This window comes from Methylobacterium sp. JK268 (genome assembly GCF_054052225.1).
The window spans coordinates 78,515-100,650 of record NZ_JBSVZN010000019.1 but is presented as its reverse complement, the minus strand read 5'-3'; the positions used below and the strand labels follow the sequence as shown (position 1 = coordinate 100,650).

Sequence of the window (22,136 nt, the reverse complement as noted above, 5' to 3'; positions counted from 1 at the left end):
CATGGGACCCGAGCCGGAGCTGCGGGCGCGGTTCGAGGCGATCCTGCGCGCCGACCCGGACCTGATGGGGCTGCTCACGGCCATCCGGCCGCTCGGCTTGCCGCAATGGCGGCTCGTCGCCGGCTGCCTCTACCAGACGGTCTGGAACGTGCTGACCGGCCGCCCCCGCGGCACCGGCATCCGCGACTACGACCTCGTCTATTACGACGCGGCGGACCTCGGCTTCGCGGCCGAGGATGCCGTCATCCGCCGGATCGCCGCGGCGGTCGCGGGCTGCGCCGGCCCGGTCGAGACGCGCAACCAAGCGCGGGTGCATCTCTGGTTCCCGCAGCGCTTCGGCGCGCCCTACCCGCCGCTCGCCTCGGCGGACGAGGGGCTCACCCGCTACGCCGCCATCGTCCACGCGGTGGGGGTGCGCCTGGAGGCGGACGGTTCCTTCGACGTCGCGGCGCCGTTCGGGCTATCCGACCTCTTCGCGATGCGCGTGCGGCCGAACCGGGCGCTCGCCAATGCGGGGACCTACGCCGAGAAGGCGGCGCGGATGCGCGCGATCTGGCCGGACCTCGCGGTCGAGCCGTGGGACGCCGGAGCCGCCGCGGATGCGGCGGGGCCGCGCAGCCAGCCGGTCAGGCGCGAACCGGCTCGGGCTGCCGCGCGAGGTGCCGCACCGGCGACGCGATCAGCACCAGGAACTGAATGAGGAATCCCGCCGCGGAGGCCCACAGGCAGGCGGCGACGTCGGTATGGGCGGCCAGGAGCGCGCCCGCGGCTGCCCCGAGCGGGCGGGCCCCGAAGGTCGCCGTCATCACGACGGCCGACACGCGCCCCAGCATCGCGGCGGGCGTCACCGATTGCCGAAGGGTCGTCGTGGTGATGGTCCAGAGGATCGGACCCGCTCCGAACAGGAACAACGCCAGCGCCGCCAGGGTGCCGGACGGATGGATGAGCGTCGCGAGCATGAGCAGCGAGGCCGTTAGCGCGGAGGCCGGCCCGACGGCGATCATCGCTCCGAAGCTGAGGTGATCGGCCAAGCGGCGCGCCAGCGATGCTCCGGTCAGCATGCCCGCGCCGTAGGCGCCGAGCGTGACGCCCACCCCCGCCGCGGACAGGCCGAGGGACTCCACCGCGTAGGCCACGTACACGGCCTGCAGGATAAACCAGGCCGTGTTGAAGACGGTGGCGGTGATCAGCACCGGCCGCAGGAGAGGATGGTCGAGGACGAAGGCCGCCCCTTCCCGGATGTCGTGCAGCATAGCCGGCCGCGCCCGCTTCGCGCTCGGCGGGTCCGGCAGCCGCGTCAGCAACCCGGTCGCCGCGAGGGAGAGCATTGCCGCCAGGACGTAGGCGAGCGGCGCACCGAGGCTCCCGACGATCACGCCCCCCAGGGCCGGCCCCGCCGCGTAGGCGAGGCTGCGCGCCAGCTCCAGCCACCGATTCGCCGCGGCGAGCTGCTCCCAGGTCACGAGCGCCGGGACCAGGGCCGGCGCGGCGACGCTGTAGGCGACCGTGCCCATGGCCCCGAGGAAGCCGAGGCCGGCCAGGAGGGGGACGGTGAGGAACCCGCCCGGCAGCAGGCAGAGGATGGCGGCGAGGGACAGGGCGCGCGCGCATTCCGCGGCCACCATCAGCTTGCTCCGCGGGACCCGGTCGGCGAGAGCGCCCATCACCATCGACAGGAGCAGGAACGGCAGGGTCTGCGCCGTCTGAAGGTAGCCGGTCTCGGCCGGCCCGGCCCGCAGCAGCAGCACGGCGACGAGGGGCGCTGCGGCCAAGGCGATCTGTTCGGAGAGCTGGGCCGCCAGGTTGGAGGCCGCGAGGCGGCGGAAGGAGGCCGGAAGCCGTTGGGTGGGTGCGGACGACACGGATGAACTCCAAGTGGTGCGCCGCATCCACGCATCCGCACGCGGGCCCAACATCCCGTTTGTTGCTGACGAATCGGATCTTCGGGGCGCAGAGCGGAATGCCCGAAGGCTCACGGCGCGGCGCGCGCCGGGTCGCTGAACGTCGCGATGGCGCGAACGAAGCTTCGGCTGCCGACGGGCAGTGCCAGGGTGGGAAGGCCCTTCCCCGATCGCCACCGCACGTCCAGCCCGTCACCTTGCGAGACTGTACGGTTGGCCGCTCGGAGTGCCGCTCTGCAGATCCCTGGGGGGCGGGTTGTGGGAAGTCCGCAGCAGCCTGAGTCAAGGCCGCATCGCCCGCGTGATTTTTTGCGTCAGCGCAGGGCGCATGGTCTTGCTGCATGCCTTCATCAAGAAAACGCAGAAAACGCCGCAAATCGATCTGGAGACGGCGCGCGGACGGCAAAAGGATGTGGATCAATGACAAATCCTCACATCGGTTCGTCATTTGAAGAATTCCTTAAGGCGGAAGGAATGGAGAGCGAAGCTGAGACGCATGCGTTGAAGCGCGTTCTCGTGTGGCAGATCGAGCAAGCCATGACCGAGCAGAAGATCACGAAGAGCGAGATGGCCACGCGGATGAAGACGAGCCGGGCACAGCTCGACCGTTTGTTGGATCCTGCAAACGACAAGGTGCAACTCGACACCATGCAGCGGGCCGCCTCCGCCGTTGGCCGGAGACTGCGTCTCGAACTGGCGTGACGCGCCTCTCGGTTGGGGCGCCGTGTCGGACACGGCTCCGTCCGGCTGCTCCGTGCCGCCCGGCCCCGCCCTTGCGTGCCGCGTCATCGCGGTCCACCTCAACCGGACCTCCGGGAGACCCGACGATGAGTGCGAGCGAAGGCGCGCTGGTGCTGTTCTCCGGCGGGCAGGATTCCACCACCTGCCTCGCCTGGGCCCTCGATCGGTTCGACCGGGTCGAGACCCTGGGCTTCGATTACGGCCAGCGCCACCGGGTCGAGCTCGCGTGCCGCGACACACTGCGGGCAGGCCTGGCCGGCCTCAGGCCCGACTGGGCGGCGCGGCTCGGGGAGGACCACACGCTGCCCCTCGGCGTGCTCGGCGACATCTCCGAGACGGCGCTCACCCGCGAGACCGCCATCGCCATGGAGGCGGGCGGGTTGCCCAACACCTTCGTGCCGGGGCGCAACCTCGCCTTCCTGACCTTCGCGGCCGCCCTCGCCTACCGGCGCGGCCTGCGCCACATCGTCGGCGGCATGTGCGAGACCGACTATTCCGGTTACCCGGATTGCCGGGACGACACCATCAAGGCGCTGCAGGTGGCGCTCAACCTCGGCATGGAGCGGCGCTTCGTGCTGCACACGCCGCTGATGTGGATCGACAAGGCCGAGACCTGGCGCCTCGCCCGCGACCTCGGCGGCGAAGCGCTGGTGTCGCTGATCGTCGAGGACACGCACACCTGCTACCTCGGCGAGCGCGGCGCGCGCCACGCCTGGGGCTTCGGCTGCGGCACCTGCCCGGCCTGCCAGCTCCGCGAGGCGGGCTACGCGCGGTTCAGGGCTGACTGAGGCGCGCTTGTGCGCCGCCGCGACCTCCCGCACAAGGAACCGAACAAGAGTGGCCGCGACCGGCCCCCGGGAGAGATCACGCCATGACCGCCTGCATCGTCGGCTGGAGCCACACGCCCTTCGGCAAGCACACGACCGAGACCGTCGAGAGCCTCGTGGTCCGCGCGGCGGAGGAGGCGCTGGCCCATGCGGGCATCGCGGCCGGCGACGTCGACGAGATCGTGCTCGGCCACTTCAACGCTGGCTTCTCGCCCCAGGACTTCACCGCCTCCCTGGTGCTGCAGGCCGATGACGGCTTCCGCTTCAAACCCGCCACGCGGGTCGAGAATGCCTGCGCCACGGGCTCTGCGGCGGTCCACCAGGGGCTCAAGAGCATCGCGGCCCGCGACGCCCGGATCGTGCTCGTGGTCGGCGTCGAGCAGATGACCCGCACGCCCGCCGCCGAGATCGGCGGCAACCTCCTCAGGGCCTCCTATCTGCCCGAGGACGGCGACACCCCGGCGGGCTTCGCGGGCGTGTTCGGCGGCATCGCGGCCCGCTACTTCCAGCGCCACGGCGACCAGTCCGACGCGCTGGCGATGATCGCCGCCAAGAACCACCGCAACGGCGTCGAGAACCCCTACGCGCAGATGCGCAAGGACCTCGGCTACGAGTTCTGCCGCACGGAATCCGACAAGAACCCGTTCGTCGCCGGCCCGCTCAAGCGCACCGACTGCTCGCTCGTCTCCGACGGCGCCGCCGCCATCGTGCTGGCCGACACCGAGACGGCTTTGCGGCTGCGCCGCGCCGTGGCGTTCCGGGCGACCGCCCACGCGCAGGACTTCCTGCCGATGTCGAAGCGCGACGTGCTGCGCTTCGAGGGCTGCGCCAAGGCCTGGTCGCAGGCTTTGGGCAAGGCGGGTCTGCGGCTCGACGACCTCTCCCTCGTCGAGACCCATGACTGCTTCACGGTGGCGGAGCTCATCGAGTACGAGGCGATGGGCCTCACGCCCGAGGGTCGCGGCGCCGACGCCATCCGCGAGGGCTGGACGACCAAGGAGGGCCGGCTGCCGGTCAATCCCTCGGGCGGCCTCAAGGCGAAGGGACACCCGATCGGCGCGACCGGCGTGTCGATGCACGCGCTCTCGGCGATGCAGCTCTGCGGCGAGGCCGGCGGCATGCAGATCCCGGACGCGACGCTGGCCGGCGTGTTCAACATGGGTGGCGTCGCCGTCGCGAACTACGTGAGCCTGCTGGAACGCATCAAGTAGGGGGTGGGCGCGACGCTGCTGAGCTTGGCGCCCTCCACCACGGTTTGGCCAATTCTCGAAGCTGGGTTCCTCTCCCCCGCCCGGCTCCATGGGCACCCTCGCCCGCAGAGCGGACGGCTGTCCGGGGACAATGGGAGGCACTTCTCCCCTCTCCCGAGTGGGAGAGGGGCCGGGGGATCGAAGATCCCGCGTGAGGGTGGCTCGGCCTCAGCAAGAAGGCAGAACCGTGCCGCTGGCAGCTCAGCGGTTCAGATTCCTTGCGGAAGCGTCCGTCCCTCACCCCTACCCCTCTCCCACTCGGGAGAGGGGATCCCGCGCGAGCTGGACCTGTGTAGTTTTTGACTAAATTGGTGTCTTCTCAGGTCAACTCGCGTTCGAACGGGCCTTGGATTTTGCCCGCACTGCCGTGCCCTAGATGAGGCGGGTTCATTCCGCTGCGTCTTGCCGCACTCCAATTCGCCTCTCCCCACCCGGATCATCCGTGACGGCCTTCCTCGTCCTGCTCCTCGGCTACACGATCAGCCAGTTCGACCGCGGCTTCCTCGCCATGATGGCGCCGGATCTCGCGCGCGACCTCGGCCTCTCGGCCGCCGACCTCGCGCTGCTCTCCTCGGGGTGGTTCGCCGCCTTCGCGGCCGCGCAGGTGCCGACCGGCCTCTGCCTCGACCGGGTCGGCCCCCGCCGCACCGTCGCGGGTTTCCTGCTCCTCGCCGCGGGCGGGGCCGGCCTGCTCGGCGCCGCGTCGGGCTTTGCCGGCGCGCTCGCGGGCATGGCCCTGATCGGCTTCGGCTGCGGCCCGGCCCTGATGGGTGCCCTCTACGTGTTCGGGCGGCTCTACCCGCCTGAGCGCTTCGCCATGCTGTCCTCGCTGATGGTCGGCTTCGGCACGGCCGGCGACCTCCTGGGCTCGACGCCCCTCGCGCTGGCGGCGCACGCCTTCGGGTGGCGGCCGATCCTCTTCGGCCTCTGTGCCGTTACGGTCGGAGCCGCCGCCCTCATCCTCGCCCTGATCCGCGATCCGGAACGGGCGCCGGATCCCTCGCGCACCGGATTGCTGCGGGGCTTCGCCACCGTGGCGGCGATGCGCCCGCTCTGGCTGATCTTCCCGGTCGTGGTGGTGAGCTACGCCGTGGTGATCGCCACCCGCTCCCTCTGGATCGGGGCCTATCTCGGCAGCGTGCACGGCTTCGAAGGGGTGGCGCGCGGCAACGGGGCGCTCGCCATGAGCGCCGCCATGGTGATCGGCGGCATCGGCTACGGTCCCGTGGAGCGGCTGGTGCGCGACCCGAAGACGACCGCGCTCGCGGGCTGCCTCGTCACCGCCGTCGCCCTCGTCCTCCTCGGCCTCCTCGGGCACCGCTCCCCGATCCTGGCGGTGGCGCTCCTCGCGGTGGTCGGCGCGGCGGGGCTGAGCTACGCCATCGTGATGGCGCATGCCCGGCGCTTCTTCCCGGCCCACCTGCTCGGGCGCGGCGTCTCCTTCATGAACATCGTGTTCATGGGCGGCGCCAGCGCCGTGCAGGCCCTGTCGGCGGGCTTCGTTCTGCGGGAGGGCGACCTCGACCCGGCCGCCCTCTACGGCCGCCTCTTCCTGGCCTTCGGGACGGCGCTGATGGCCGCGAGCGCCCTCTATGCCTTCGCGCCCCGGGGGCCTGCGCTCAGCGCGGCGCCGCCTCCGCGGGCGTCCGCGCCCGCAGGGCGAGAGCGTGGAGACCCCGCCGGAAGGCCTCGTCGAGGAGCGCGTTGACCATCCGGTGACGCTCGACCCGGCTCTTCCCTTCGAAGGCCTCCGACACCACATCGAGACGGAAATGGGTTTCCCCGCCCGGCCGCGATCCCGCATGCCCCTCGTGCTGGTGGGACTCGTCGACGACCGTCAGGGCCGTCGGCGTTAACCCCGCCTCCAGCGTTCCTCTGATCCACTCGCTCAAGCTCATCGGGCGTCCTTCCTTCGGGGGCGTTCGGGTGATTCCCGGGGCGGAGCCGCCCCCCGTGTCAATCCGCTGCCGCGGCCCTGCGGCATCAGGCCCTCAGCCCTTGTGCCCCGCCGGGGCCCCCTCATAATCGCGCCGTCATGGATCTCAACTCGCCCCTCTTCGACCGCATCCGCATCAAGCCGACGTGCGACGACGCCGCGACGGAGGGGCCTACCTGCGAGCGTCCGGGCTGCAAGCAGCCGGGGCTCCACCGGGCCCCGAAGGGCCGCAAGCAGGAGGGGCAGTACTGGCGCTTCTGCATGGAGCACGTGCGCGAGTACAATGCGTCCTACAATTACTTCGCGGGGATGAACGACGCCGCCGTCCAGGCCTACCAGAAGGACGCGGTGATCGGGCACCGGCCGACCTGGGCGATGGGCGTCAACGGCGACCCCCGCGGCGCGAAACGGCCCGAGGCGCCCCCGCGCGAGTGGGACTACGTCGATCCCCTCGGCATCCTGCGCGCGGCGGGTGTGGCGCCGGACGGCGCCCGCGCCAAGGCCGAGCCGCCCCGCCCCCGCTACTCCGCCCCCGTGCGCAAGGCCTACGACGTGATGGGCCTGGAGGAGGGCGCGGATGCCGCCGCCATCAAGGCGCAGTACAAGGCCTTGGTGAAGCGCTTCCACCCCGACGCGAATGGCGGCGACCGCACCTTCGAGGAGCGCCTGCGCGATATCATCCGCGCCCACGACACGTTGCGCGCCGCCGGCCTCTGCTGAGGCGCACGCGGCGGGCACGGATCTGGCATGCCGCCGGGCGGGCAGGGCTCGAAACAGTGCGGTTCCCACCTATATCGGGGGTCTGGCAGGTTTGCGCCGGCTCCACCAGAACGATAAGGAAAGGCGGCGCCAGCCGGCACGCTCCGCGCCGTCGCGACACACGCAGGGCCGCCCTCCCCGACGCATCCCTGCCCCGACGAGGCCCTTATGCTCGCTGAAGACACACCACCCGCTCTCCCGGACATGAAGGTGTCCGTGCGCCAGGTGTTCGGGATCGACTCGAACCTCGAGGTGCCGGCCTTCTCGAAGACCGACGAGCACGTTCCCGACCTCGACCCCGACTACATCTTCGACCGCGAGACCACGCTCGCGATCCTGGCCGGCTTCGCCAGGAACCGCCGGGTGATGATCACCGGCTACCACGGCACCGGCAAGTCGACCCACGTGGAGCAGGTCGCCGCGCGCCTGAACTGGCCGTGCGTGCGCATCAACCTCGACAGCCACGTCTCGCGCATCGACCTCGTCGGCAAGGACGCGATCGTTCTCCAGGACGGGAAGCAGGTCACCGCCTTCCAGGACGGCATTCTCCCCTGGGCGCTGCAGAACAACGTCGCCCTCGTCTTCGACGAGTACGATGCGGGCCGGCCGGACGTGATGTTCGTGATCCAGCGCGTGCTGGAGGTCTCGGGCCGCCTGACGCTCCTCGACCAGAAGCGGGTGATCCGCCCACACCCGGGCTTCCGGCTCTTCGCCACCGCGAACACCGTCGGTCTCGGCGACACGTCCGGCCTCTACCACGGCACGCAACAGATCAACCAGGGCCAGATGGACCGCTGGTCGATCGTCACCACGCTGAACTACCTGCCGCACGACCGCGAGGTCGACATCGTGCTGTCGAAGGCCACACATTACCGCAGCGAGGGCGGACGCGACATCGTCAACAAGATGGTCCGCGTCGCCGACCTCACCCGCAACGCCTTCATCAACGGCGATCTCTCGACCGTGATGAGCCCGCGCACGGTGATCACCTGGGCGGAGAACGCCGACATCTTCAACGATATCGGCTTCGCCTTTCGGGTGACCTTCCTCAACAAGTGCGACGAGCTGGAGCGGGCGCTGGTGGCCGAGTTCTACCAGCGCTCCTTCGGCAAGGAGCTTCCCGAGAGCGCGGTCAACGTCGCGCTGAGCTAGGAGCGGAGGCGCGGCATGGCGGATCCGGTCCTCACGGAGCGGCGCGAGGCGGCCGGTCCGGCCGAGGACCGGGCCGCCTACGAGCGCGACCTCCACGCCTGGGCGCTGGAGCAGGCGCGGCTGCTTCGCGCCGGCCGTCTGGACGCGGTCGATGCGGAGCATATCGCCGAGGAGTTGGAGAGCTTGGGCAGGAGCGAGCGCGCCAAGCTGCACAGCATCCTGCGCGTGCTGGTGATGCATATGCTGAAGTGGGACCAGCAGCCCGAGCATCGCACGCCGAGCTGGATCTTCTCGATCCGTGAGCAGCGTCGGCGTTATCGCCGCCTGATCGAGGAGAACCCGAGCTTGAAGCCGCTCCGGGACAAGGCGCTCACCGAAGCCTACGAGGAGGCCCGGCTCTGGGCCGCCGACGAGACCCATCTTCAGCCCGAAGAGTTCCCGGACGTCTGCCCGTACACCTGGGACGACCTCCTGGAGCGTCCCTTCGACGTCGACTCCGTGAAGAAGTAGCCGGATGTCCATCTCCAACCGCAAGCCCGGCGAGAAGCGCGAGCCGGCCGCCGAGCCCCTGAAGCGGTCCCTCGCCGGGACGCTCCGGGCCATCGCCCGCAAGCCCGAGATCGAGGTCACCTTCGCCTCGGACCGGCCGGCGCTGACCGCCGACAAGGCGCGCCTGCCCGAGCCGCCGCGCAAGCTCGCGGCGGCCGATGTGGCGATCCTGCGCGGCCACGCGGATTCGATGGCGCTGCGCCTCGCCTGCCACGACGTCGCGGTCCACCGCCGCCTCGCCCCCGAGGGGGCGCCGGCGCGCGCGGTCTTCGACGCGGTCGAGCAGGCCCGCGTGGAGGCGATCGGCTCGCGGCGCATGTCGGGCGTCGCCCAGAACCTCACCGCCATGCTGGAGGACCGCTACCACCGCGGCGGCAAGTACGAGGACATCACCGACCGGGCGGACGCGCCGCTGGAGGACGCGGTCGCCCTGATGGTGCGCGAGCGCCTCACCGGCCAGAAGCCGCCGGAGGCGGCCGGGCGCATCGTCGAGCTCTGGCGCGACTTCGTCGAGGCCCGCGCCGGCCGTAACCTCGACGGGCTCCTCGGCAATATCGAGAACCAGCGCGTCTTCGCGCGCGCCGTGCGCGACCTCCTCTCCTCCCTCGACATGGCGGACGACGCGCCCCTCGACCCCGAGGACGAGGAGAGCGACGACGAGAACGAGGCGCAGGAGAACGAGCAGCAGGCCGGCGAGGGCGAGGCCGAGCAGCAGTCGCAGGGCGACCGGGCCGAGGTCGAGGTCTCGGACGAGGCCTCCGACGATCTCGACGAAGGCGCCACCGAGGCCGCCGACGCCCCGTCGGGCGAATTGCCGGACGACGCCGAGGACGCGGATTCGGAGGAGGCCTCGGAATCCTGGCGCCCGCCGACCCCGCGTCCCAACGAGGTCCGCGGGCCGGATTACAAGGTCTACACGGCGAAGTTCGACGAGGTGATCCACGCGGAGGATCTCTGCGACGCCGACGAGCTGTCGCGGCTGCGCTCGTATCTCGACAAGCAGCTCGCCCACCTGCAGGGCGTGGTCGGTCGCCTCGCCAACCGCCTGCAGAGGCGGCTGCTGGCCCAGCAGAACCGGGCCTGGGAGTTCGACCTGGAGGAGGGTCAGCTCGACCCGGCGCGGCTGGTGCGCGTCGTCATCGACCCGTTCCAGCCCCTCTCCTTCAAGCAGGAGAAGGACACCAACTTCCGCGACACGGTGGTCACGCTCCTCCTCGACAATTCGGGCTCGATGCGCGGCCGGCCGATCACCGTGGCGGCGACCTGCGCCGACATCCTGGCGCGCACCCTCGAGCGCTGCGGCGTCAAGGTCGAGATCCTGGGCTTCACGACCCGGGCCTGGAAGGGTGGGCAGGCCCGCGAATCCTGGCTGCAGGCCGGAAAGCCGCCCGCGCCGGGGCGCCTCAACGACCTGCGCCACATCGTCTACAAGGCCGCGGACGCGCCCTGGCGGCGGGCGCGCAAGAATCTCGGCCTGATGATGCGCGAGGGACTGCTCAAGGAGAACATCGACGGCGAGGCCCTCGACTGGGCGCACAAGCGCCTGCTCGCCCGGCCCGAGCAGCGGCGCATCCTGATGGTGATCTCGGACGGCGCGCCGGTCGACGATTCCACCCTCTCGGTCAATCCGGGCAACTACCTGGAGCGCCACCTGCGCTACGTGATCGAGGAGATCGAGACCCGCTCGCCGGTCGAACTCCTCGCGATCGGGATCGGCCACGACGTGACCCGCTACTACCGGCGCGCCGTCACCATCATCGACGCGGAGGAACTCGGCGGCGTGATGACCGAGAAGCTGGCGGAGCTGTTCGACGAGAACGCGGCGGCGCCGGTGCGGCGGGCGGCGAACGGGCGCCGCTGACGGCGACGATCGGCGCGGTTGCCCTGCGGCCGGGGCCGGGTGACCATGGGGCGTCCGCCGAGCGCGATTCGCGTCCGACCCGGGGCGATGGCCATCCGGTTGAGATATGGTAAAGGGCTGCCGGTCGCCGTCGATCTGGCGCTTCCCTTAGGGAAGGACGTCGACGGACGTGGGGTGAGCGGCGCGGGACGGAGATGGACCAGTGGGAACGATGACCGCTCGCAGCCCCAAACCTCGCGCGACCTCCGGAGCCACCTGGGCCATGGGCGGCTTCGACCCGGTCTACTACCTCGCGACCTATCCGGACGTCGCGGAGAACGGGTGCGATCCCCTGGAGCACTACCTGAAGTTCGGCTGGAAGGAGGGGCGTGACCCCTCGGATCAGTTCAGCACCAGCGGCTACTTGTCGGCCAACCCGGATGTCGCAGAGGCCGGCATCAACCCCCTGGTGCACTACCGCATGCATGGCTTGGCCGAGGGCCGCAGCGGCTGGCAGAAGACGCAGGATCCGGCGGCGGTCTCCCGCCGGGCGCGCCGCGCCGCCCGCAAGCCCGACTGACCGGACCGGCTTCGCCACTTCCGAGAGCCCCGCTCCGTCGCGCCCGCATCCCCGGGCCCGCCCGACACCACCCCTCGCGCCGGCCCTCCCTCGGCGCCCTATGCCGTTCGCATGAACCCGACCGACGCGCGGGAGGGCGTCCGCGCCCCCGCGCGGAGCGGCGCCTCGGTGCGCCGTGTTGCTCCGTCGCGCCGCCCCGACCACGCGCCGCCGACGTTGATCGGGCGGACGGCGGACAGGACCTAACGCCAACGACCTAGATCGCGGGCTGCGCCGGCCGATCCGAAGGCGGCGCAAGGATCTCCCCTGCGGCTCTCCCGTCGAGGCGCCTTCTATCGGCCATCCGACCGAGGCCGTGCCACTGCGTCAGGGGCTCCCCAACACCTCCGCGCCGCCCCGCTGAGCGTTCCGCACCCGGCCGGGTGAACCCATGGTCACGAATTGTCAACGGATGTTAACCCGGCATTAACCGCGCTCTCCGAAACATGACCTCGTCGCACTTGTCCCGGCGCGGGACGCTCATCCGGAAGGATCCGGGACGAGCGTAAGCAACACCGGCGACAATCGACGATGAACCGGTCCGGATCGGCGACAGCCGACGAACAGGCTTCGATCCGGAGCTTGAATGACTGGCCAATGTCTTCTGGGGGCAACGGCAGTGTATATCGTGATCGATGAGCGGCAGGGTGTGGCTGCCGAATACGTGGCGGGCTTCAGCGAGCAGGGCGTCCCGTCCAGCAGCCTGGATGCCGGGACCCTGGAGACGTGGCTGCACGGCCGGTCGCAGGACGACCTGGAGGGCGTGCAGGGCTTCCTGATCGGCGATTGCGCGGACCGCACGAGCCACACCGCCGCCCTGCGCCGGCTCTCGCGGGCACCGATCATCGCGCTCAGCGAGACGCGCTCCCTCGCCCAGACCCTCGACCTGTTCACCGCCGGGATCGACGACGTGGTCCGCCGTCCGGTCCATGTCCGCGAGATCCTCGCCCGGGCCGAGGCGATCCGCCGCCGCATGAACCGGGTCGAGCCCCGCGCGGCCACGGCCCAGCAGGTCGAGCGCTTGGTCGTCCACTTCGACGGCCGCGACCCCGAGATCGACGGGAACAGCCTGATGCTGCCCCGGCGCGAGCGGCACATCCTCGAGTACCTCGCCCGCAACCGCGGCCGCTGGCTCACCAAGACGCAGATCTTCGACGCCGTCTACGGCGACCACGCCTGCGACGTGGAGGAGAGCGTGGTCGAGGGGCACATCAGCAAGCTGCGCAAGAAGCTGCGCCAGCGCCTCGGCCGCGATCCGATCGATGCCAAGCGGCTGGTCGGCTACAGCTTCGTCGGCTGAGTGCCCGGATCGGGCCGCGCCTCCGGCGCGAAGGACAGGCCGGCGAAATCCCCGCGGCGCCACCGCAGCGTGACCGGGACGCTGCGCAGGTCGTGCCCGGCGATGTAGAGGGCGAAGCGTTCGGGCAGCGCGACCAAGCGGTCGAGGCGGATCTTCGCCCCGCTGCGCGACAGGTCCCACACGACGCAGGGCACGAGGTCGCCGTCGCGAAGGATGCGTCCCTGCTGCATCACCCTGCGCCGACGATCCCGCGGCCGGTCGCGGCGATCCTCACCGCCCGTCCCCCGCGCCGCCTCTCCCGCACCCATCCGGTTCCGTCCCTCTCCGCGTGTTCGCATCGCGGTCCACCACCCTACGGCGATGCGGGTCCGATGGGGAAGTCCGCACCCGGTGCTCCGCCAAGGCCCGGATGGTTAACGAACCCTCAACCTTACCGCCTCATTCTTCACTCACTCCCGCATCGGTCCGCCGGTCATGCCTGTCGCACCCCGCTCCCCGCGTCCCGCCGCCAGCGCCCGTCCGACCGTCCGGGCGGGACGCGCGCCGCTCGTGTTCGAATCCGCCCTGACCGCCGCCGAGGTTCGTCGGCGCGCGCGCGCCACCCTGGTCGAGCGGTCGGTGTTCGGGCTGATCCTCGGCCTCGGCGCCGTGACGAGCGGGTTCGCCGCCTACACGATGGTCGAGACCCCCCGCGCCTTCAGCGGCCGCACGATCGTTCCCGCCGCCGCCGCGACGACGACCTGGAAGCGCGGCGTGGCCGCGGCCGAGACGCCGCCGGTCGACCTCGACCCCCTGATCACCGGCTCGCTCCCGGATTCGGTGCCCGTTCCGCCGTCGCGCGGGGGCGCGGGCGATCCGTCCGGGCGCGGCTACACCCTGCGCGGGGTGGTGGACGGCGCCGCCGTGGTCGAGGGCCCGAGCGGCCTGCGCCAGGTCGCCCCGGGCGCCGACCTGCCGGGCGCCGGCCGCGTCCTCTCGATCCTGCCGTCCGGCGGGAGCTGGATCGTCGTCACTTCGGAGACGATCATCGCGGGCAATGGGCCGATGGTCGCCCGCTGAGGCGGATCCCGCGCGATCGACGCCGATCGCGCCTCACCGGCCTGCGCCGCGCAGCCGTCCCTGGTGACGGGTCGGCGAGAGGCGTCCGCCGGAGGACGGATGCTCCTTCTCCGAATCTCCGTCCGCAGACGCCGCATGCGCCCGTACGAGGTGACGGTGAACCCGCGAGCCGTCCGACCGCGTCGCGCGCCGGCTTCCAACGCGTTCCTCCCCGACCTGACGGCGATCCGCCCGGAATGGAACGCGGGCACGCTACGTGCCGCCTCGGTCGATGTCGGGATCGCGCACCTATCGCGAGTCGGGCCGGCAACGAGACCAGCCCGGCGCAAGCCTCGCCTCGTATCGGGTTTCTGAACGGTGTCGTAAGGTTTCCGTGGGAGACCCAGACGCCGGAGACCCTGGCGGAGGATGCGTCGGCCCGCCGGCTTCGTCCCCGTCCCCCTCACGGGCGGCCCCGCGAGACCGAAGCCGCGGACGCGTCGTCGCCCGTCGGGTGATCGTCTCGCCGCGCCCGACGGAGGCCTCGCCGTGACCTCGACCTTCACGAGCTACCAACTCATCGCCCGCGACCTGCCCGCCGCGATCAAGCGCAAGGCCGCCGAGGCGCCCGTCTCCCGCGACACCGCCTATTACAACGCCAATATCGGCAAGGTGAAGTCGATCGACGACCTCCTCAACGACCAGCGTCTCTACAGCTACGCCATGAAGGCCCACGGCCTGGAGGACATGACCTACGCCAAGGCGTTCATCCGCAAGGTGCTGGAGGGAGGCGCCGACGATCCGAAGAGCCTCGCCAACCGCCTCGCCGACCAGCGCTACGTCGATCTCGCGCAGAGCTTCGGCTTCGGCGCGGAGACGAAGGCGGTCGGCACGGACGCGGCGCCGACCATGCCGTTCAAGGGCATCTCCGTCCTGGTGCCGGGCAGCCCGGCCCAGCTGAAGGGGGCCGATCCCCTGCCCGCCACCACGGACTTCTCGGGCACCAACGAGGTGCACTTCACGATCAGCTCGCAACTCGACGCCAAGACCACCGTGTCGGCGACCATCCTGCTGAACAAGGACACCCTGGCCAAATCGGTGAAGAACCTCAAGAAGGTCACGCCGGACGAGATCATCGCGGCGATCAAGGCCCAGATCGACGCCTCCGGGGAGGCCAACCTGAAGGGCAAGGTCCTGGTCCGCAAGGACATCACGGGCAGCCTCTATCTCGCCACCACCGCCTATACCGACCTCGGCGCCGACCGGCAGGCCGGGGGCTACGGCGCCGCCGCCGACACCGTCTACAAGCGCGAGGGGCACGACCGGACCATCGTGATCCGCAACATCGCGCCCTCCGCCTCGACCCAGACCGTTGTCGATATCGGCTTCGGGACCAAGCTGTCCCCGGATGCCAAGGTGAAGTCCGTCACCGACGCCTATCTCCGCCAGTCCCTCGAGACCGATGCGGGGCAGGAGGATACGGGCGTGCGCCTCGCCCTCTACTTCAGCCGCAAGGCGCCGACGCTGCGGAGCCCCTACGAGATCCTGGCCGACCCGGCGCTGAGCGAGGTCGCCAACACGGTCATGAACCTTCCCGCCTCGGCGAGCGGCGCGAACACCACGGAGGCCTTGGAGCGCCGCGCCAAGCTCATCGCCGCCAAGATCGACATCAAGAGCTTCCAGGACCCGGCGAAGCTCGACGCCTTCGTCAAGCGCTTCGCGGCGATGTGGGACGCCAAGAGCGCCGAGAGCGCCTCGGCGCCCATCCTCGCCCTGTTCTCCTAACGCCGCGATCCTCCCCGCGCGGTCTTTCCAGGTCGAGACGGCTTCGTTTCGGGAAACACGATGGAGAGGAAGCACGCAGATGCCGCGCTTCCGTAACGGTCAATTAGAATGAAGCCCGGCAACGAGGAGGCCTTCGACTGAGCCTCTCGCCGGAGAGACCGATCTGATCCCTCCTGCAAGCCTGAGGCAAGCTTGCCGGCTTACGCCTTCTTCAGACCAACGCCCGTACCCTCCGGCGCGGCCCACCATGCGATGTCGCGGCGCCCCGGGGTGGAATGCCCCCTGCGCCCGACGCAGGAGATCTGCCGTGACCTCGACCTTCACCAGTTACCAGATCATCGCCAGGAACCTCCCGGCCTCCCTCCAGCGCACGGCCGCCGAGCCGGAGGTCGCCCGCGATACCGCCTATTACCAGGCGAATATCGGCAAGGTGAAGTCGATCGACGATCTCTTCAACGATCAGCAGCTCTACTCCTACGCCATGAAGGCCTACGGCCTGGAGGACATGACCTACGCCAAGGCGTTCATGCGCCAGGTGGTGGAAGGGGGCGCCGACGACCCGTCGAGCTTCGCCAACCGGCTCGCCGATCCGCGCTACGTCGCCTTCGCCCGCGCCTTCGACTTCACCAAGGGGGCCGCCTCGGCCAGCGGCAGCGATCCCGCGGTCAATGCCGACGGGAGCGTGACCCCGGCCCAGACCGCCGTGCTCGACGGGACCGTGTCCGTGCCGGCCACGACGGATTTCTCGGGCACGAACGAGACCAGCTTCACGCTCACCAGCCGGCTCGACGATTCCACCACCCGGTCGGTCAGCATCACCCTCAACGCCGCGACCCTCGCCGGCCACGTGTCCGACCTCGCCCACGTCACGCCCGACGAGATCGTGAGCGCCATCAACGCTCAGATCACCGCCTCCGGCACCGACGGCCTCGCCGGGACGGCCTATGCCCGGATCGGCGCGACCGGCGAGATCTACTTCCGCACCTCGGGAGCGCAGCCGCCGGGCGTCGGGGCGGCCATCGCGGCCGGGGGGAGCGTCCGCACCCTCGAACTCGACAACGCGCCGCTCTCGGCCACGACGCAGAGCGCGGTCGATATCGGCTTCGGCACCGCCATCCCTCCGGACGCCCAGGCCAAGACCGTCACCGACGCCTACCTGCAGCAGACCCTGGAGGACGAGGCGGGCCAGGACGACACCGGCGTGCGCCTCGCCCTGTACTTCTCCCGGACGGCACCGACGGTCACCAGCGCCTACGGGATCCTGGGCGATGCCGCCCTGTCCCAGGTGGTCAACACCGTCCTGGGCTTGCCCACCTCGTCAGGGGCCACATCGAGCGACCAGCTCGACCAACTCGCGCAGGAGATCGGCCAGAAGGTCGACATCACGAGCTTCCAGGATCCGACCAAGCTCAACAGCTTCGTCGAGCGCTTCGCCGCCCTGTGGGACGCGCAGAATTCCAATGGCAGCGACTCGCCGGTGCTGGCGCTGTTCTCCGACGGTTCCTCCGCCGCGAGCGTCGATCCCCTGAGCGTCCTCTACCCCTCCTCCGCATCGAGTGCCTGAGCCCCATGCAGAACGGCCTCTACGTCTCCCTCTCCGCGCAGATCGCGCTGCAGAAGCGGCTCGACACCATCGCCAACAACGTCGCCAACGCCTCGACGATGGGGTTCCGGGCGGAGGAAACGAAGTTCGAGGCCATCTTCGCCAAGGCGAAGTCGGGGCCGGTGGCCTTCGCGAGCTCGGGTGACACCTACATCTCGCGCCTGTCCGGCCCGATCATCAAGACCGACGCGCCCCTCGACGTGGCCGTGCAGGGCGACGCGTGGCTCTCGGTCCAGGGTCCCTCGGGGAGCCCGGTCTATACGCGCGACGGCCGCATGACGATGGATTCCAACGGGCAGCTGCGCAGCGTCTCCGGCCAGGCGATCCTCGATCCCGGCGGGGCGCCGCTCCTGCTCGACCCGAATGGCGGCCCCCCGGCGATCGGGCGCGACGGCAGCATCCAGCAGAACGGCAACCAGGTCGGCGCGATCGGCGTGTTCACCCTCGACCCGAGCAGCCGGATCACGCGGGGGGGCGTCGGCGCGGTCACCTCCAGCCTGCCGGCCCGGCCGGTCCAGGACTTCACCAAGATCGGCGTCATCCAGGGCCACGTCGAGGGCGCCAACGTCAATCCGGTGCTGGAGATGACCAAGCTGATCGCGGTCCAGCGGGCCTTCGAGAACGCGGTCGCCACGACCACGGAATCGGATCAGTCGCTGCAGGACGCGATCCGCTCGCTCGGGCCGACGGGCTGATCGATGCCGGATGCCCTGGCACGGCTCGAAGCGGCGCTCGCGGCGGGGCTCGAAGGCCTCCCGGCGGTGCGGGTGGGCGGACCGGTCCGCGAGGTCACGGCCAGCGCCTGCCGGGTCTCGGGCGTGGCGCCCTTCGTGCGGCTCGGCGACCGCATGGGCTTCGAGGCCGGCGGCCGCGTCCAGGTCGCCGAGGTGGTGCGGGTCGACGCGGCCGGCGCCACCCTCAAGCCTTTCGAGGCGCGGATCGAGGCCGGGATCGGCACCCGCGCCTTCCGAATCGGCCCGGCGCGGGTGCGCCCCGATCCGTCCTGGAAGGGGCGCGTGCTCGACGCCCTCGGGCGCCCCCTCGACGGGATCGGCCCGCTTCCGGCGGGATCCGACCTCGTGCCCCTCGACGCCGACCCGCCGGCGGCACTCGGCCGGGCGCGGGTGCGCGCGCCGCTGGCGACCGGCGTGCGGGCGCTCGACCTCTTCACCCCTCTCTGCGCCGGCCAGCGCATCGGCATCTTCGCGGGCTCGGGCGTCGGCAAGTCGACGCTGCTCGCCATGCTGGCGCGGGCGGAGGGCTTCGACAGCGTCGTGGTGGCCCTGGTGGGCGAGCGCGGCCGCGAGGTGCGGGAATTCATGGAAGGTCCCCTCGCGGAGAGCCGCGGGCGCGCCGCGATCGTGGTCTCGACGGGCGACGAGAGCCCGATGATGCGCCGGCAGGCGCCCCGCCTCGCCATGGCGATCGCCGAGAGCCTGCGCGACCGCGGCGAATCCGTCCTGCTCATCGTCGATTCGGTCACCCGCTACGCCCACGCGGCGCGCGACGTGGCGCTCGCCGCGGGCGAGCCGGCCGTGGCCCGGGGCTTCCCGCCGAGCGTGTTCTCGGACCTGCCGCGCCTGCTCGAACGGGCCGGGCCGGGACCGGACGGGCGGGGCAGCATCACCGGCATCTTCTCGGTGCTGGTGGACGGGGACGATCACAACGATCCGGTCGCCGACAGCATCCGCGGCACCCTCGACGGGCACGTGGTCCTCGACCGGGCCATCGCCGACCAGGGCCGCTACCCCGCCATCGACCTCCTCGGCTCGATCTCCCGCCTCGCCGACCAGGTCTGGAGTCCCGAGCAGCGCGACCTCGTGCGCCGGCTCAAGGGCATGATCGCCCGCTTCGAGGAGACGCGCGATCTGCGGCTGATGGGCGGCTACCGCCAGGGCTCCGACGCGGAGCTCGACCAGGCGGTCGCCCTGGTCCCGCGCATCTACGACGCCCTGCGCCAGGAGCCCGGCCAGCCCCCGTCCCGCGACGCCTTCGCGGAACTCGCCCAGTCCCTGCGCGGGTGAGGGGCGGCCCGATCGGCCGCTCCCAAGCTCCGCGCAAGCCTTCCCGCGTCTAGTACCCCGCAACCGGAACCTTCCGAGGTCACACGATGTCACTCTTTGGCGCCCTGCGCACCGGCGCGTCCGGCATGAACGCGCAGTCGAACCGCATCAGCACCGTCGCCGACAACGTGCAGAATGCCGGCACCACCGGCTACAAGAAGGCCGATACCGAGTTCTCGTCGCTGCTGATCGCCAGGACCTCGGGGGGCGACTACAATTCGGGCTCGGTCGACACGGTCGTCCGCCACGAGATCAGCGGCACGAGCTCGATCGTCAACACCACCTCGGATTCCGACCTGGCGATCCAGGGCAACGGCTTCTTCGTGGTGCAGGACGCCGGCAGCAAGGTCAACTACCTGACCCGCGCCGGCAACTTCGTGCTGGACCAGCAATCCAACACCTACAAGAACGCCGGCGGCTTCACGCTGATGGGGTACCCGGCCAATGCCGCGAACCCGACGCTCAACAGCTACGACGGGCTCGTCCCGGTCGATCTCTCGCCATTCGGTATGAAGCCGTCGCAATCCACGAAGGGGACCATCACCGGCAATCTGCCGTCGACCGCGGCTACCGGCACCACCAAGAACAGCTCGCTCGTCGTTTACGACACGCAGGGCAAGCCCGTGAAGCTCGACATGAGCTTCACGTACAGCGCCGCCCCGACCAGCGGGAACGGCGGAAGCTGGTCGGTGGCCTTCACCTCGAACGACGCCACGATCTCCGGCGGCCCGGCGAATCTGACCTTCGGCACGAACGGCGCTGTCACCGCCGGTTCGCCCGCGGCGATCACGCTCCCGAATGGCCAGTCCGTCTCGGTCGACCTCTCCAAGGTGACCAACCTCGCGGGCGACTACAGCCTCACCGGCTCGTCCGACGGCAACAAGCCCAGCGCCGTCACCGGGACGCAGTTCGCGGCGGACGGGACAATCTACGCGGTGTATGACGACAACTCGAAGATCGCCGCCTTCAAGGTCCCGGTCGCCACCGTCGGCAGCCCCGACAGCCTCGACCCGCGCTCCGGCAACGTCTTCCAGATCACCAACGAATCCGGCCCCGTGCAGGTCGGCTTCGCGGGCAGTGGCGGCCGCGGCTCCATCCTGTCGAAGTCCCTGGAGCAGTCGAACGTCGACGTCGCAACGGAACTCACCTCGATGATTTCGTCGCAGACCGTCTACACGGCGAATTCCAAGGTGTTCATGACCAGCAACGAGATGCTCGACACGCTGATGCAGCTCAAGCGCTGAGCCTTGCCTGACCGACGACGGCGCCCCTCCCGGCTCGGGAGGGGCGCTCCCCGCGACTCCTCCGGAGCCTCCCGATGGGCCTCTCCTTCGCGCTCAACGCCGCGCGTTCCTCGCTCCTGGCCACGTCGAGCCAGATCGCCGTGACGTCGCGCAACGTGGCGGGCGCCTCGGATCCGGGCTACTCGCGCAAGATCGCCACCCTCGTGTCGCAGAGCGGCGGCGTCTCGGTGGTGATCACGCGGGCGAGCGATGCCGCCCTCTACGGGCGGATGATCGGGGCGACCTCGGACCTCGCCAATTCCGACGCCCTGCTCAGCGGCCTCCAGGCCCTTCAGCAGACGGTCGGCGATACGAACGGCCAGACCGCGGTGGCCGCGAAGCTCTCCACCCTGGCGGCGGCCCTGCAATCGGCCGCCAATAAGCCCGACGACACCACGCAGCTGCGCGCGGCCCTCGAGGCGGCCCGGGGCGTGGCCTCGAGCCTGAACCAGGGCGCGGCGGCGGTGGCCTCGACCCAGGAGGACGCCGACCGGGCGATGGCCGATTCGGTGTCGAGCATCAACGACCTCCTGTCGCAGTTCGACATCGCCAACAAGGCGGTGATGCGCGGCTCCGCGATGGGGGTGGACGTCACCGATGACCTCGACGCCCGCGACCGGGTCGTCGCCAAGCTCTCCGAGCAGCTCGGGATCACCACCGTGGCGCGGGCGGGCGGCGACGTGGCGCTCTACACCGACAGCGGCGTGCCGCTCTACGACCGCACCCCCCGCGCCGTGACCTTCGCGCCGACGACGGTCTATGGGTCCGGCGTCACCGGGAACGCCGTGATGGTCGACGGCGTCCCGGTCACCGGGCCGAACTCGCCGATGCCCCTGCGCTCGGGCAAGCTCGCTGGCCTGAGCCAGCTGCGCGACGTGGTCGCGCCGGCCTATGGCGAGCAGCTCGACCAGATCGCCTCCGGCCTGGTCTCGGCCTTCGCGGAGGCGCCGACCCCCCCGGCGACCGGGGCGACGCTCGCGGGTGTGTTCACCAGCGGCAGCAGCTCCGCCCTGCCCGCCTCCGCGACCGGGCTCGCCGCGACGATCTCCCTGAACGGCGCCGTCGATCCGCAGCAGGGCGGCACCCTGACGCTCCTGCGCGACGGCGGCATCAACGGGTCGACCTACCGGGCGAACCCGGCGGTGTCGGGCAACACCGCCTTCGCGGGCCGGCTCAACGCCCTCACGGCCGCGCTCTCGGCGACCACGACCATGGGCACGCCGGCGGGGCCGAACGGCACGTTCAGCCTCACCAGCTACGCGGCCGCTTCGGCCGGGTGGCTGGAGGCGCAGCGCAAGAGCGCCTCCGACACCGCCGACCAGAACCAGACGCTGCTGGGCAAGGCCTCCGACGCCCTGTCGAGCGCCACCGGCGTCAACACCAACGACGAGAGCGCGCAGGCGCTGCAGCTGGAGCAATCCTACGCCGCCTCCGCCAAGCTGCTCTCGACGGTCAACGACATGCTCAAAACCCTGATGCAGGCGGTCTAG

22 protein-coding genes are annotated in these 22,136 nt (G+C 70.8%); 19 read left to right on the top strand and 3 right to left on the bottom strand.

The window, feature by feature from the left end; translation table 11 throughout:
- The first annotated feature begins 1 nt into the window (after nt 1).
- Nucleotides 2-700, top strand: a complete 699-nt coding sequence (locus ACW9J6_RS20610; RefSeq protein WP_457118379.1) for a nucleotidyltransferase family protein — start codon at nt 2-4, stop codon at nt 698-700.
- Here the strand turns inward: ACW9J6_RS20610 and ACW9J6_RS20605 are convergent.
- On the bottom strand, nt 627-1,862 hold the full coding sequence (locus ACW9J6_RS20605; protein WP_457118378.1) for an MFS transporter: 1,236 nt from the start codon (nt 1,860-1,862) through the stop codon (nt 627-629). The two genes, ACW9J6_RS20610 and ACW9J6_RS20605, sit on opposite strands and share 74 nt — an antisense overlap.
- 181 nt (nt 1,863-2,043) lie before the next feature.
- Between ACW9J6_RS20605 and ACW9J6_RS20600 the strand changes: the two genes are divergently transcribed.
- The 5 genes from ACW9J6_RS20600 (at nt 2,044) to ACW9J6_RS20580 (ending at nt 6,427) form a co-directional block, all read left to right on the top strand.
- Complete coding sequence (locus ACW9J6_RS20600; RefSeq protein ID WP_457118377.1) at nt 2,044-2,325, top strand: type II toxin-antitoxin system RelE/ParE family toxin; 282 nt, start codon at nt 2,044-2,046, stop codon at nt 2,323-2,325.
- Entirely contained in the window at nt 2,322-2,603 is a 282-nt protein-coding gene (locus tag ACW9J6_RS20595; RefSeq protein ID WP_457118376.1) for a Fis family transcriptional regulator, read from the top strand. The genes ACW9J6_RS20600 and ACW9J6_RS20595 overlap by 4 nt, the downstream gene beginning before the upstream one ends.
- A 125-nt stretch (nt 2,604-2,728) precedes the next feature.
- Nucleotides 2,729-3,430, top strand: coding sequence for a 7-cyano-7-deazaguanine synthase QueC (queC, locus tag ACW9J6_RS20590; protein WP_457118375.1), 702 nt, complete (start codon nt 2,729-2,731; stop codon nt 3,428-3,430).
- A gap of 83 nt (nt 3,431-3,513) precedes the next feature.
- The gene (locus ACW9J6_RS20585) at nt 3,514-4,680 is read left to right on the top strand and encodes an acetyl-CoA acetyltransferase (RefSeq protein ID WP_457118374.1); all 1,167 of its coding nucleotides are present in this window, start codon (nt 3,514-3,516) and stop codon (nt 4,678-4,680) included.
- A gap of 481 nt (nt 4,681-5,161) precedes the next feature.
- Nucleotides 5,162-6,427, top strand: a complete 1,266-nt coding sequence (locus ACW9J6_RS20580) for an MFS transporter (RefSeq protein WP_457118373.1) — start codon at nt 5,162-5,164, stop codon at nt 6,425-6,427.
- On the opposite strand, the gene ACW9J6_RS20575 is transcribed toward ACW9J6_RS20580, so the two are convergent.
- Nucleotides 6,339-6,617 carry a BolA family protein gene (locus ACW9J6_RS20575; RefSeq protein ID WP_457118372.1) on the bottom strand — a complete coding sequence of 93 codons (279 nt, stop codon included), beginning with the start codon at nt 6,615-6,617 and terminating at the stop codon, nt 6,339-6,341. The two genes, ACW9J6_RS20580 and ACW9J6_RS20575, sit on opposite strands and share 89 nt — an antisense overlap.
- 137 nt (nt 6,618-6,754) lie before the next feature.
- Between ACW9J6_RS20575 and ACW9J6_RS20570 the strand changes: the two genes are divergently transcribed.
- The 6 genes from ACW9J6_RS20570 to ACW9J6_RS20545 all read left to right on the top strand — a co-directional run bounded on the left by ACW9J6_RS20570 (nt 6,755) and on the right by ACW9J6_RS20545 (nt 12,874).
- Entirely contained in the window at nt 6,755-7,375 is a 621-nt protein-coding gene (locus ACW9J6_RS20570; RefSeq protein WP_457118371.1) for a J domain-containing protein, read from the top strand.
- Nucleotides 7,376-7,582: 207 nt separating this feature from the next.
- Entirely contained in the window at nt 7,583-8,566 is a 984-nt protein-coding gene (cobS, locus tag ACW9J6_RS20565) for a cobaltochelatase subunit CobS (RefSeq protein ID WP_457118370.1), read from the top strand.
- Nucleotides 8,567-8,581: 15 nt separating this feature from the next.
- Nucleotides 8,582-9,076: a DUF29 domain-containing protein gene (locus ACW9J6_RS20560; protein ID WP_457118369.1), complete on the top strand. Its 495-nt coding sequence runs from the start codon at nt 8,582-8,584 to the stop codon at nt 9,074-9,076.
- Between the two features lie 4 nt (nt 9,077-9,080).
- Nucleotides 9,081-10,976: a cobaltochelatase subunit CobT gene (gene cobT, locus ACW9J6_RS20555; RefSeq protein ID WP_457118368.1), complete on the top strand. Its 1,896-nt coding sequence runs from the start codon at nt 9,081-9,083 to the stop codon at nt 10,974-10,976.
- 211 nt (nt 10,977-11,187) lie between these two features.
- Nucleotides 11,188-11,535 carry a hypothetical protein gene (locus tag ACW9J6_RS20550; protein ID WP_457118367.1) on the top strand — a complete coding sequence of 116 codons (348 nt, stop codon included), beginning with the start codon at nt 11,188-11,190 and terminating at the stop codon, nt 11,533-11,535.
- Between the two features lie 658 nt (nt 11,536-12,193).
- Nucleotides 12,194-12,874, top strand: a complete 681-nt coding sequence (locus ACW9J6_RS20545; RefSeq protein ID WP_457118366.1) for a response regulator transcription factor — start codon at nt 12,194-12,196, stop codon at nt 12,872-12,874.
- Here ACW9J6_RS20545 and ACW9J6_RS20540 read toward each other — a convergent pair.
- Entirely contained in the window at nt 12,856-13,182 is a 327-nt protein-coding gene (locus ACW9J6_RS20540) for a PilZ domain-containing protein (protein WP_457118365.1), read from the bottom strand. The genes ACW9J6_RS20545 and ACW9J6_RS20540 overlap by 19 nt on opposite strands.
- 241 nt (nt 13,183-13,423) lie before the next feature.
- On the opposite strand from ACW9J6_RS20540, the gene ACW9J6_RS20535 reads away from it, so the two are divergent.
- From ACW9J6_RS20535 to flgK, 7 genes are all read left to right on the top strand, one after another.
- Nucleotides 13,424-13,933, top strand: coding sequence for a hypothetical protein (locus tag ACW9J6_RS20535; RefSeq protein ID WP_457118364.1), 510 nt, complete (start codon nt 13,424-13,426; stop codon nt 13,931-13,933).
- A gap of 528 nt (nt 13,934-14,461) precedes the next feature.
- The gene (locus tag ACW9J6_RS20530) at nt 14,462-15,697 is read left to right on the top strand and encodes a DUF1217 domain-containing protein (protein ID WP_457118363.1); all 1,236 of its coding nucleotides are present in this window, start codon (nt 14,462-14,464) and stop codon (nt 15,695-15,697) included.
- 307 nt (nt 15,698-16,004) lie between these two features.
- Nucleotides 16,005-17,261, top strand: a complete 1,257-nt coding sequence (locus ACW9J6_RS20525) for a DUF1217 domain-containing protein (protein WP_457118362.1) — start codon at nt 16,005-16,007, stop codon at nt 17,259-17,261.
- A 5-nt stretch (nt 17,262-17,266) separates the two neighbouring features.
- Nucleotides 17,267-17,995, top strand: a complete 729-nt coding sequence (flgF, locus tag ACW9J6_RS20520) for a flagellar basal-body rod protein FlgF (RefSeq protein WP_457118361.1) — start codon at nt 17,267-17,269, stop codon at nt 17,993-17,995.
- 3 nt (nt 17,996-17,998) lie between these two features.
- A complete protein-coding gene (gene fliI, locus ACW9J6_RS20515; RefSeq protein WP_457118360.1) occupies nt 17,999-19,324 on the top strand; it encodes a flagellar protein export ATPase FliI in 1,326 nt (441 codons plus the stop codon).
- A gap of 86 nt (nt 19,325-19,410) precedes the next feature.
- Entirely contained in the window at nt 19,411-20,607 is a 1,197-nt protein-coding gene (locus tag ACW9J6_RS20510; protein ID WP_457118359.1) for a flagellar hook protein FlgE, read from the top strand.
- A 74-nt stretch (nt 20,608-20,681) separates the two neighbouring features.
- Nucleotides 20,682-22,136 carry a flagellar hook-associated protein FlgK gene (gene flgK, locus ACW9J6_RS20505; protein ID WP_457118358.1) on the top strand — a complete coding sequence of 485 codons (1,455 nt, stop codon included), beginning with the start codon at nt 20,682-20,684 and terminating at the stop codon, nt 22,134-22,136.

Bases quoted from the DNA above. Each gene is read 5' to 3' on its own strand.
- ACW9J6_RS20610 (WP_457118379.1), top strand. From the start codon at position 2: ATGGGACCCGAGCCGGAGCTGCGGGCGCGGTTCGAGGCGATCCTGCGC.
- ACW9J6_RS20595 (WP_457118376.1), top strand. From the start codon at position 2,322: ATGACAAATCCTCACATCGGTTCGTCATTTGAAGAATTCCTTAAGGCG.
- queC (WP_457118375.1), top strand. From the start codon at position 2,729: ATGAGTGCGAGCGAAGGCGCGCTGGTGCTGTTCTCCGGCGGGCAGGAT.
- ACW9J6_RS20585 (WP_457118374.1), top strand. From the start codon at position 3,514: ATGACCGCCTGCATCGTCGGCTGGAGCCACACGCCCTTCGGCAAGCAC.
- ACW9J6_RS20575 (WP_457118372.1), bottom strand. From the start codon at position 6,617: ATGAGCTTGAGCGAGTGGATCAGAGGAACGCTGGAGGCGGGGTTAACG.
- ACW9J6_RS20570 (WP_457118371.1), top strand. From the start codon at position 6,755: ATGGATCTCAACTCGCCCCTCTTCGACCGCATCCGCATCAAGCCGACG.
- cobS (WP_457118370.1), top strand. From the start codon at position 7,583: ATGCTCGCTGAAGACACACCACCCGCTCTCCCGGACATGAAGGTGTCC.
- ACW9J6_RS20560 (WP_457118369.1), top strand. From the start codon at position 8,582: ATGGCGGATCCGGTCCTCACGGAGCGGCGCGAGGCGGCCGGTCCGGCC.
- cobT (WP_457118368.1), top strand. From the start codon at position 9,081: ATGTCCATCTCCAACCGCAAGCCCGGCGAGAAGCGCGAGCCGGCCGCC.
- ACW9J6_RS20550 (WP_457118367.1), top strand. From the start codon at position 11,188: ATGACCGCTCGCAGCCCCAAACCTCGCGCGACCTCCGGAGCCACCTGG.
- ACW9J6_RS20540 (WP_457118365.1), bottom strand. From the start codon at position 13,182: ATGGGTGCGGGAGAGGCGGCGCGGGGGACGGGCGGTGAGGATCGCCGC.
- flgF (WP_457118361.1), top strand. From the start codon at position 17,267: ATGCAGAACGGCCTCTACGTCTCCCTCTCCGCGCAGATCGCGCTGCAG.
- fliI (WP_457118360.1), top strand. From the start codon at position 17,999: ATGCCGGATGCCCTGGCACGGCTCGAAGCGGCGCTCGCGGCGGGGCTC.
- ACW9J6_RS20510 (WP_457118359.1), top strand. From the start codon at position 19,411: ATGTCACTCTTTGGCGCCCTGCGCACCGGCGCGTCCGGCATGAACGCG.
- flgK (WP_457118358.1), top strand. From the start codon at position 20,682: ATGGGCCTCTCCTTCGCGCTCAACGCCGCGCGTTCCTCGCTCCTGGCC.